11 protein-coding genes are annotated in these 9,087 nt (G+C 63.1%); 5 read left to right on the top strand and 6 right to left on the bottom strand.

The window, feature by feature from the left end; genetic code table 11:
- From A3764_RS15500 to A3764_RS15485, 4 genes are all read right to left on the bottom strand, one after another.
- The coding region (locus A3764_RS15500; protein WP_150122213.1) for a twin-arginine translocation signal domain-containing protein at positions 1-321 on the bottom strand (321 nt) is incomplete at its 3' end.
- A 50-nt stretch (positions 322-371) separates the two neighbouring features.
- Positions 372-1,700, bottom strand: coding sequence for a TRAP transporter large permease (locus A3764_RS15495; protein WP_067920550.1), 1,329 nt, complete (start codon positions 1,698-1,700; stop codon positions 372-374).
- Positions 1,701-2,270, bottom strand: coding sequence for a TRAP transporter small permease subunit (locus tag A3764_RS15490; protein ID WP_067920548.1), 570 nt, complete (start codon positions 2,268-2,270; stop codon positions 1,701-1,703).
- Positions 2,263-3,033, bottom strand: coding sequence for an N-formylglutamate amidohydrolase (locus tag A3764_RS15485; protein ID WP_067951746.1), 771 nt, complete (start codon positions 3,031-3,033; stop codon positions 2,263-2,265). Before A3764_RS15485 ends, A3764_RS15490 begins: the two co-directional genes overlap by 8 nt.
- Before the next feature lie 115 nt (positions 3,034-3,148).
- Here A3764_RS15485 and A3764_RS15480 point away from each other — a divergent pair, with 115 nt between their 5' ends.
- The 5 genes from A3764_RS15480 to A3764_RS15460 all read left to right on the top strand — a co-directional run bounded on the left by A3764_RS15480 (position 3,149) and on the right by A3764_RS15460 (position 7,325).
- Entirely contained in the window at positions 3,149-4,021 is an 873-nt protein-coding gene (locus A3764_RS15480; RefSeq protein ID WP_067951745.1) for a MurR/RpiR family transcriptional regulator, read from the top strand.
- Between the two features lie 105 nt (positions 4,022-4,126).
- The gene (locus tag A3764_RS15475; RefSeq protein WP_067923245.1) at positions 4,127-4,957 is read left to right on the top strand and encodes an alpha/beta fold hydrolase; all 831 of its coding nucleotides are present in this window, start codon (positions 4,127-4,129) and stop codon (positions 4,955-4,957) included.
- Between the two features lie 151 nt (positions 4,958-5,108).
- Positions 5,109-5,852: a protocatechuate 3,4-dioxygenase subunit beta gene (gene pcaH / locus A3764_RS15470; protein WP_067923248.1), complete on the top strand. Its 744-nt coding sequence runs from the start codon at positions 5,109-5,111 to the stop codon at positions 5,850-5,852.
- A 2-nt stretch (positions 5,853-5,854) separates the two neighbouring features.
- Positions 5,855-6,478, top strand: coding sequence for a protocatechuate 3,4-dioxygenase subunit alpha (gene pcaG / locus A3764_RS15465; RefSeq protein WP_067923251.1), 624 nt, complete (start codon positions 5,855-5,857; stop codon positions 6,476-6,478).
- 10 nt (positions 6,479-6,488) lie between these two features.
- Positions 6,489-7,325, top strand: coding sequence for a 3-keto-5-aminohexanoate cleavage protein (locus tag A3764_RS15460; RefSeq protein ID WP_067923254.1), 837 nt, complete (start codon positions 6,489-6,491; stop codon positions 7,323-7,325).
- A 5-nt stretch (positions 7,326-7,330) separates the two neighbouring features.
- Here the strand turns inward: A3764_RS15460 and A3764_RS15455 are convergent, their stop codons facing one another.
- Positions 7,331-8,497, bottom strand: a complete 1,167-nt coding sequence (locus A3764_RS15455; RefSeq protein ID WP_067923260.1) for a nucleotide sugar dehydrogenase — start codon at positions 8,495-8,497, stop codon at positions 7,331-7,333.
- Positions 8,498-8,549: 52 nt separating this feature from the next.
- A partial coding sequence (locus A3764_RS15450) for a cupin domain-containing protein (protein WP_150122212.1) occupies positions 8,550-9,087 on the bottom strand: 538 nt, incomplete at its 5' end.

Below are 9,087 nucleotides of genomic sequence, written 5' to 3'. Positions count from 1 at the left end.
GAACTGCTGCAGCGGCGTGGGCGAGGCCATGGAATCGTCGTCCGAATGCACCGCGTCGATCGTGCCGCGCTGCATCGCCTGAAACAATTCGCCGGTGGGCACGATCTGGTCCGCGTAGAACAGTTCGATCTCCATCTCGCCGTTGGCGGCGTTGTTGATGAAATCGACAGCCGGCTTCGTGACCTGTTCGCCCAGTGCGGAGCCCGCATAGGTCTGCATCCGCCATTTGATCGCCGTCTGGGCGCGCACGATGCTGGGTGTGGCCAGCGCCGCCGGCCCGGCCACTGCCGCGGTCTTCAGGAAATGTCTGCGTGTCGTCATTCTCTTCTCTCCTATGTTGAATGATGCGGCAGCCTTTGCGGCGGCTCTTGTTAGGGTTGGTCGTAAATGTAGTCTGGCAGCCATGTCGCCAGTTCGGGAAAGACCATCACGAGGATCAGCGCCAGCACCATCACCAGCACGAAGGGCGTGATGGAGGCATAGATGTCGCGCAGCGTGATCTCGGGCGGGGCCATCGCCCGCATCAGGAACAGATTATACCCAAAGGGCGGCGTCATATAGGCGATCTGCGTCGTGATCGTGTAAAGGATGCCGTACCAGATCAGGTCGAACCCCAGTTCGCCCACCAGCGGCACGTAAAGCGGCGCCACGATCACCAGCATCGCCGTATCGTCGAGAAAGGTGCCCATCAGGATGAACGACAACTGCATGACGATCAGGATCATCCACGGGCTGAGGTGCAACTGCTCGGTGAACAGCCCCTCGATGGCCTTCACCGCACCCAGCCCGTCGAAGACCGCGCCAAAGGCCAGCGCCGCAAGGATGATCCACATGAACATGCAGGTGATGCCCAGCGTGTTGCGCACCGAATTCTCGAAAACCTCGCGCGTCATGCGACCCTTCAGAACCGCGGCGAGAAAGGCGACCCCGGCCCCGATGGCCGAACTTTCCACCAGCGAGGTCCAGCCGTTGACGAAGGGCACCATCATGGCGGCGAAAATGCCGATGGGCAGGATCCCCGCGCGCAGCAGGCGCAGCTTTTCGCCGCGCGGCATGTCGCGATCTTCGGGCTCCAGCACCGGGCCGAGGACCGGGTTCCACCAGCAGCGCAGGGCGATATAGGCCACGAAAAGCGTGGCCATCATCAGCCCCGGCACAACACCCGCCAGCCAAAGCTGCCCCACCGGCTGCCGCGCGATCATCGCGTAAAGCACCAGCACGACCGACGGCGGCACCAGAATACCAAGGCTCGATCCCGCCTGTATGACCCCCGTCACCATCCGTTTGTCATAGCCGCGCTTCAGCAATTCCGGCAGCGCGATGGTGGAGCCGATGGCCATGCCCGCGACCGACAGCCCGTTCATGGCCGAAATCAGCACCATCAGCCCGATCGTCCCGATCGCCAGCCCGCCGCGCAGCCCGCCCATCCAGACATGGAACATCCGGTAAAGATCGTCCGCGATGCGCGATTCCGACAGGACGTAGCCCATGAAGATGAACATCGGCAGCGTCAGCAGCGGATACCACTTCATCAGCTTCATCGCGGCGGCAAAGCCCAGATCGTATCCGCCCTTGTCCCCCCAGAGCAGCAGCGCGGCTACCACGGCGACGAACCCGATGGCCCCGAAGACCCGCTGCCCCGTCAGCAGCATCAGCATCATCGATGCGAACATCAGCGTGGCGATCAGTTCATACGACATTCAGACAGCCTCGCCCCGGAGCAGCAGAATGTCCTTCAGCAACTCGGATATGCATTGCAGCAACATCAGGAAGATCCCCACCACCATCACCGTCTTGATCGGCCAGAGCCATGGCCGCCAGACGGAGGGAGAGGTTTCCATGCGACCGACCTCTTCCGCGCCGGTAATGAGCCCACCGAAGAACGACAGCGGCTCGGTCCCCCAGTAGCCCAGCGAATAGGCGGTGGAGCCGATGCCCCCATAGAGCAGCACGACAAGGTAGAAGATCAGGAACAGAACGGTGATCGCATCCGTCCACGCCTTGCGGCGCGGCGACCATTCACCATAGAGCAGATCCATCCGCACGTTGGACCCAAGCTGGATCGAATAGGGACCGCCGAGGATATAATAGGCGACCATGGTGAACTGGGCGAATTCCAGCGTCCAGAGCGAGGGCAGATAGAAGGTCTTGCTGACCGACGACCAGAGCAGCACGCCCATCAGCACGAAGATGCCGTACATCATCACCCGCCCGATCCGGTAGTTCACCGCGTCGACCGCGCGGATATAGCCGCGCATCACCCTATGCATCCGCCGGCCCCTGCACCTGCGCGATACCCGCGCTGACCCAACGGGACAAAAGCTCCGCCATCGCGGCCTGATCCTCTTCCGTCGCGATCAGGTCGTTTCGAATCTCGATCATCACGTTGGGCAGCCCGGCGGGAATCGCATGTTCCTTCAGGGTATGGGTGACACCGTCCTGCGGCCCGTAGGGCGCGTTGCGTTCGACTTTCAGGTCGGTATGGGCGGCTGCACTCTCCAGCATGGCATCGGCCAGCCGCGTGTCGCTGTCGTGCAGCAGTCCGATATCGAGCAGACGCCGCTTGCCATAGTAAACCGGGGTGAAACTATGCACCGTCACCAGCACCGGCGCTTTCCTGCGCCCGACTTCCGCCGCGAGGGCGGCGCGGAAGGGCGCGTAATAGGTCTCTGTCCGCGCTTTGCGGGCGGCGTCGTCCAGTGTGGCATTGCCCGGCACGACGATCCGCTCGCTGCGGGCGGGCATCGCATCCGGGGCATCGGGCGGGCGATTGCAGTCATAAACCAAGCGCGACACCGCGCCTGCCACCAGAACCGCTCCGAGCCTTTGGGCCATGTTCTGCGCCACGCCAAAGGCACCGGGATCCCACGCCGCATGGCTGTCGCGATCCGCCTCATCAAGGCCGAGGTTTTTCAGGGCAGGCGGGACGAAGGCAGAGGCATGTTCGCACACCACGACGACAGCGCCCCGGCCCTCGCGGTTCAGGACCTGCACATAGGCATCGTTTCGGTCTGAGTTCTGGAGCTGCATCATTCCCCCGTTCCGGGCGAGACTGTTTGCCTGTGTCACTTCTGTCAACAAAATTCTGTAACGGATTATACATTCGGTATATGCTTGTAACAGAACTGATCAATATCGGAGCGCTCCCCTGTCCCAGCCCGACCTTACCGTCGCCGATCGCATCCAGAACGCGCTCGACAGTCTCACCCGGGCAGAGCGGCAGCTTGCCCATGTGATCCTCGAAAATTATCCCGCCAGCGGGGTGGGCCCCCTGTCCGAACTCGCACGGGATGCCGATGTGTCGGGCCCCACGGTGCTGCGCATGGTCCAGAAGCTGGGCTACCGGGGCTATCCCGATTTTCAGGCCGAACTGCGCGAGGAATTGCGCGCCATGGCCAAGAACCCGATCGCCAAACACGAAACATGGGCCGATGGGGTGCCATCGGGCCATGTGCTCAACCGTTTCACCGACGCGGTGATCGACAATATCCGCCATTCGCTTTCGCAGATCGAACCCGACGCCTTCGACGCCGCCTGCGCCCTGATCGCGGATACCAAACGAGCCGTGCATATCGTGGGCGGGCGCATCACCCATACGCTGGCCGAATACCTTTATCTGCAGATGCAGGTCATCCGCCCCCGGGTCACGCATATGCAATCGACCTCGAACACATGGCCGCACCATCTGCTGGACATGGCCCCGGGCGATATTCTCGTGATCTTCGACATGCGCCGCTACGAAAACAACACCGCCAAGCTGGCGGAAATGGCCCATGCGCGGGGGGCCAAGCTGATCCTGTTCACCGACCAATGGCGTTCACCCGTGCACCGCATCGCCGATATCAGCTTTTCGGCCCGGATCGTCGTGCCCTCGGCCTGGGATTCCGCCGCCATGCCCCTTTTGCTGGTCGAAACGATGATCTCGGCGGTGCAGGACATCCTGTGGAAAGACACGCGAAACCGCATGGAATCCCTCGAAGAGATGTTCGACCAGACGCGGCTCTTTCGCAAATTCACCTGACCGGCAGGGCGGCGCCACCCCTAATGCACCCCGGAACGAAGGCCGCAACCAGGTGTTGGCCCCCTGTAACCGTAATGAATTTTCGTAACGAGAAAGGGCCACACCATGCAAAGCCATACTGCCCGCGTACATGACATTGACATGCGATGGGAGGAAACCGGATCGGGCGATCCGGTCATCCTTGTCCACGGCATCCCCACCTGCCCCGCGCTCTGGCGCGATGTGGCACCCCTGATCGAAGGCCGCCGGGTCATCGCCTGGGAAATGCCCGGCTATGGCGCTTCCATTCCCGAAGGCCGCGACCGCGACATTTCGGTCGCCAAACAGGCCGATTACCTCGTCGACTTCTTGCAGGACCAAGGGATCGAACGTGCGATTCTTGCCGGGCATGATCTCGGCGGTGGTGTCGTGCAGATTGCCGCCGTCCGTCATCCCGGGCTGGTCTCCGGCCTCTTTCTGACGAATGCGATCTGCTACGATTCATGGCCGGTGCCGCTGGTAAAGGGCGTGGCCATGGCAGGCTCGATCCTTGAGCACGCGCCCGACGGATCCCTGCACAAGCTGATGGAGATCATGTTTTCCAAGGGGCACGAAACCGAGGCAGCCGCCAAGGCGGCGCTGGAAACCCACTGGCCCCATTACGACAAGCACGGCGGCGCCGAGGCTTTCGTGCGCCAGACCCAGTCGCTCGACAATGAAGACACAAAGGCCATCGCCGACGATCTGCCCCGCCTCGGCATCCCCGCCCGGCTGGCATGGGGGGCGGATGACGAATTCCAGAAGGTTGAGTACGGCGAAAGGCTCGCCTCCGACCTCAACGCGCCCCTGCGCCGGATCGAAGGGGGCAAACATTTCACCCCCGAAGATCACCCCCGCATCATCGCGGAGGAGATCAACACGCTGATCCGCACCGTGGACAGCAAGGTCCACGGATAGGCGCTGTCCCAAAGGCTCCGCCCCGACGGGCGGAGCCGCCCTGCCCTGACCCTCCGCCGCAAGCCTTCCTTTGCCGCGCCGGAAATCGGTTGGAACCGCCCCGCGTCACGCGTAGGATCATGCCGGAAACGGCCAGCAGCGGAGGCATCGGATGAGCGCGAGTGAGGGAGCAGGCGAAGGCGGCTTCATCCCGCGGGACCGGCGCTGGCAACCCGATGCGCTGACCCCTGCCTACAAGACTTCGGTATTGCGCAGCCCGAAAGCTCCCCTTCTGTCCTTCCCCACATCGATCAGCGAAGAAACCTCCCCGGTTTTCGGGCACGACATGCTCGGCCCGCTTGATGACGATCTGACCCTCAATTTCGCGCAGGACGGCCAAAGCGCCATCGGTCCGCGTATCGTCGTGCAGGGCCGTGTGCAGGACGAATACGGTCGCGGCATCGCCGGGGCGCTGCTGGAAATCTGGCAGGCCAACGCGGGCGGGCGGTATCGCCACGTGAAGGAAGGCTATATCGCACCGCTCGATCCGAATTTCGGCGGCTGCGGGCGGGTCATCACCGATGACGACGGGCGCTATACCTTCCGCACGATCCAGCCCGGCCCCTACCCCTGGCCCAACGGCCCGAATGACTGGCGGCCCGCGCATATCCACTTTTCGATCTTCGGCCATGCCTTCGCCCAGCGGCTCATCACCCAGATGTATTTCGAAGGCGATCCGCATATACCGCTCTGTCCCATCGTCGGCTCCCTCAACTCCCCGGCGGCCGTCGACGCGCTGACCGCCCGGCTGGACATGGCGCAGACCATCCCGATGGACGCCCGGGCCTACCGGTTCGACATCGTCCTGCGCGGGCGGCGGCAGTCGATCTTCGAAAACCGCCCCGAGGGGATGTAACCATGACGCGGCACATTTCACCGGACGAACGACTGCCCGAAACCCCCAGCCAGACGGCGGGGCCCTATGTCCACATCGGCTGCACGCCCGGGTTCACCGGCCTTTCGATGGCCTGGCCAGACGCAGGCGCGCAGATGAAAACCGGGCCTGTGAAGGGGCGGGAAATCACCATCACCGGGCGCATCTTCGATGGCATGGGCGCGCCACTGCGCGATGCGATGGTGGAGATCTGGCAGGCCGATGCCGATGGTCTCTTCGCCGCAGCGCATGAGGCGCGCGGAGAGGCCGACCGGAATTTCACCGGGTGGGGCCGCTGCGCCACGGATATGGAAACCGGGCATTTCCGCTTCGACACCGTGAAACCCGGCCCGGTGCCCTGGCCGGATGGCCGGCTGCAGGCACCGCATATCACTTTCTGGATCGTGGCCCGTGGCATCAACATCGGGCTGCACACGAGGCTCTATTTCGACGACGAACCGGAAGCGAACGCCGCCGATCCGATCCTGAACCGCATCGAGCACCGCGACCGGATTCCCACGCTGCTCGCCCGGGGTGACGGCGCCGGGGCCTATACCTTCGACATCCACCTGCAGGGTCCGCAGGAAACGATCTTCTTCGACATATGAGGCGCAAACCATGACCACCCCCTGTATCATCTGTGTGGCGATCACCGGTTCCGTTCCGACCAAGGCCGCGAACCCGGCGGTACCTATCAGCGTGTCGGAGCAGATCGAAAGCACGCAGGCCGCTTTCGAGGCGGGGGCCTCCATCGCCCATTGCCATGTCCGCAACGATGACGAGACACCGACGAGCGATCCCACCCGCTTTGCCGCGCTCAAGGAAGGGCTGGAAAAGCACTGCCCCGGCATGATCATCCAGCTTTCCACCGGGGGCCGGTCCGGCGCCGGGGCGGCGCGCGGCGGCATGTTGCCGCTGAGGCCGGACATGGCCTCGCTGTCCGTGGGGTCGAACAACTTCCCCACCCGGGTCTACGAAAACCCACCGGACCTCATCGACTGGCTGGCGGCGGAAATGGTCACCTACGACGTGAAGCCCGAGATCGAGGCATTCGACCTCAGCCATATCCTCATGGCCGCGAAAATGCATGAACGCGGCCAGATCCGGGATACGCCTTACGTACAGTTCGTCATGGGGGTGAAGAACGCCATGCCCGCCGACAAGGACGTGTTCGACTTCTATCTGCGCACCGTCCGGCGGCTCTTCGGCCCGGACGCGCCGTGGTGCGCCGCGGGCATCGGTGCCCAGCAGATCGTACTCAACGAATGGTCGATTGCCGCCGGGGGCCACGCCCGCACGGGTCTGGAAGACAACGTCCGGCTCGACCGGAACACGCTCGCCCCCTCCAACGCCGCGCTGGTCGAACGCACGGTTTCGATCTGCGAAAAGCACGAACGCCCCGTGGCGACATGGCAGCAGGCACGCGAGATACTGGGCCTGCGCCCCGCCACCTGAGCGGGTCAGTCCGACCCGAACAGGTCGCGGGTGAAGACGCGGTCGGTCACATCCGCCAAGTCGGGGCTGAGCCTGTTGGCGAGGATCACCTCGCTACACGCCTTGAAATCCGCCAGATCATGCGTCACGCGGGAGCCGAAGAACCGCGGCTCCGCCATCTCGGGCTCATAGACGATGACTTCGACGCCCTTGGCCTTGATCCGCTTCATCACCCCTTGGATGGAACTTTGGCGGAAGTTGTCGGAGCCTGCCTTCATCGCAAGCCGGTATACGCCCACTATCTTCGGTCGCAGGGCCAGAATCTGATCCGCGATGAAATCCTTGCGCGTGCGGTTCGCATCCACGATCGCGCGGATCATGTTCTGCGGCACCTCTGAATAATTCGCCAGCAACTGCTTGCTGTCCTTCGGCAGGCAATAGCCGCCATAGCCGAAGGACGGATTGTTGTAATGATCGCCGATCCGGGGATCGAGGCTGACGCCTTCGATGATCTGGCGGCTATCCATTCCATAGTTCATGGCATAGCTGTCCAGCTCGTTGAAATATGCAACGCGCATGGCAAGATAGGTATTGGCGAAAAGCTTGATCGCTTCGGCTTCTGAGGCATCGGTGTAAAGCACCGGAATGTCCGGCCGCAACGCCCCCTGTACCAAGAGTCCCGCAAAGACCTCCGCGCGTTCCGAACGCTCCCCCACGACGATGCGCGAAGGGTGCAGGTTGTCGTAAAGTGCGCGCCCCTCTCGCAGGAATTCCGGGCTGAACAGAATGCGATCCCCGCCCATCTGCGCCGAAAGGCGCGCGGTATAGCCCACCGGCACCGTGGACTTGATCACGATGGTCGCGTGATCGTTCACCGCCATCACGTCACGGACGACCGCCTCCACGGTCGAGGTGTCGAATGAATTCTCGACCGGGTCGTAATTCGTGGGTGTCGCCACGATCACGTAATCGGCGGCGGCATAGGCCGTGGCCGCATCCGTCGTCGCCGACAGCTGTAGATCATTGTCCCGCAAATAGGCCTCAAGCTCCGGATCAACGATCGGGCTTTCACGCGCCGTAAGTTTCGCGACCCTGTCCGCGCTGATATCCACCGCGATCACCGGGTTGTTCTGGGCCAGCAGCACCGCGTTGGACAGGCCGACATAGCCGATACCCGCAACCGCGATCGTCAATTCGTCAGCAGGCCCCCCGACGCGGGTCGTCTGTACAGCGTCGGGAGCGGCCTCATGTCCGGGCATAGATATCCTCATATCGCACGATGTCGTCTTCGCCGAGGTAACTACCCGTCTGCACTTCGATCAGCACCATGGGCAGCTTGCCGGGGTTTTCCATCCGGTGCACCGCGCCCAGCGGGATATAGACGGACTGGTTTTCGCTGATCAGGCGCACATTTTCATCGACCGTGACGCGCGCTGTCCCCTCAACCACAATCCAGTGTTCGGAACGGTGGTGATGGCTTTGCAGGCTGAGCGCGGCACCGGGGTTCACCACGATGCGCTTGACCTGAAACCGCCCCCCGATCACGAGGCTTTCGTACCAGCCCCAGGGCCGGTAATCCCGCGGCAACTGAACCGCCTGTGACGCGCCCCGGGCCTTCAGCGCCGCCACCGCTTCCTTGACCTTCTGCGCCTGAGCCTTGGGGGCCACCAGAACCGCATCGTTCATGGCCACGGCAATCATGCCCTCAAGCCCGATGCCTACCAGTTCCAGCCCCTCGCTTTCTGAGCGCAGCAGCGTATCGCTACAGTCAATCGCCGTAGCG

The sequence above is a fragment of the Sulfitobacter sp. HI0129 genome (genome assembly GCF_001635395.1).
GTDB lineage: Bacteria > Pseudomonadota > Alphaproteobacteria > Rhodobacterales > Rhodobacteraceae > Sulfitobacter.
The sequence above is the reverse complement of the archived record's forward strand: the minus strand, read 5'-3'. Positions and strand labels throughout refer to the sequence as shown.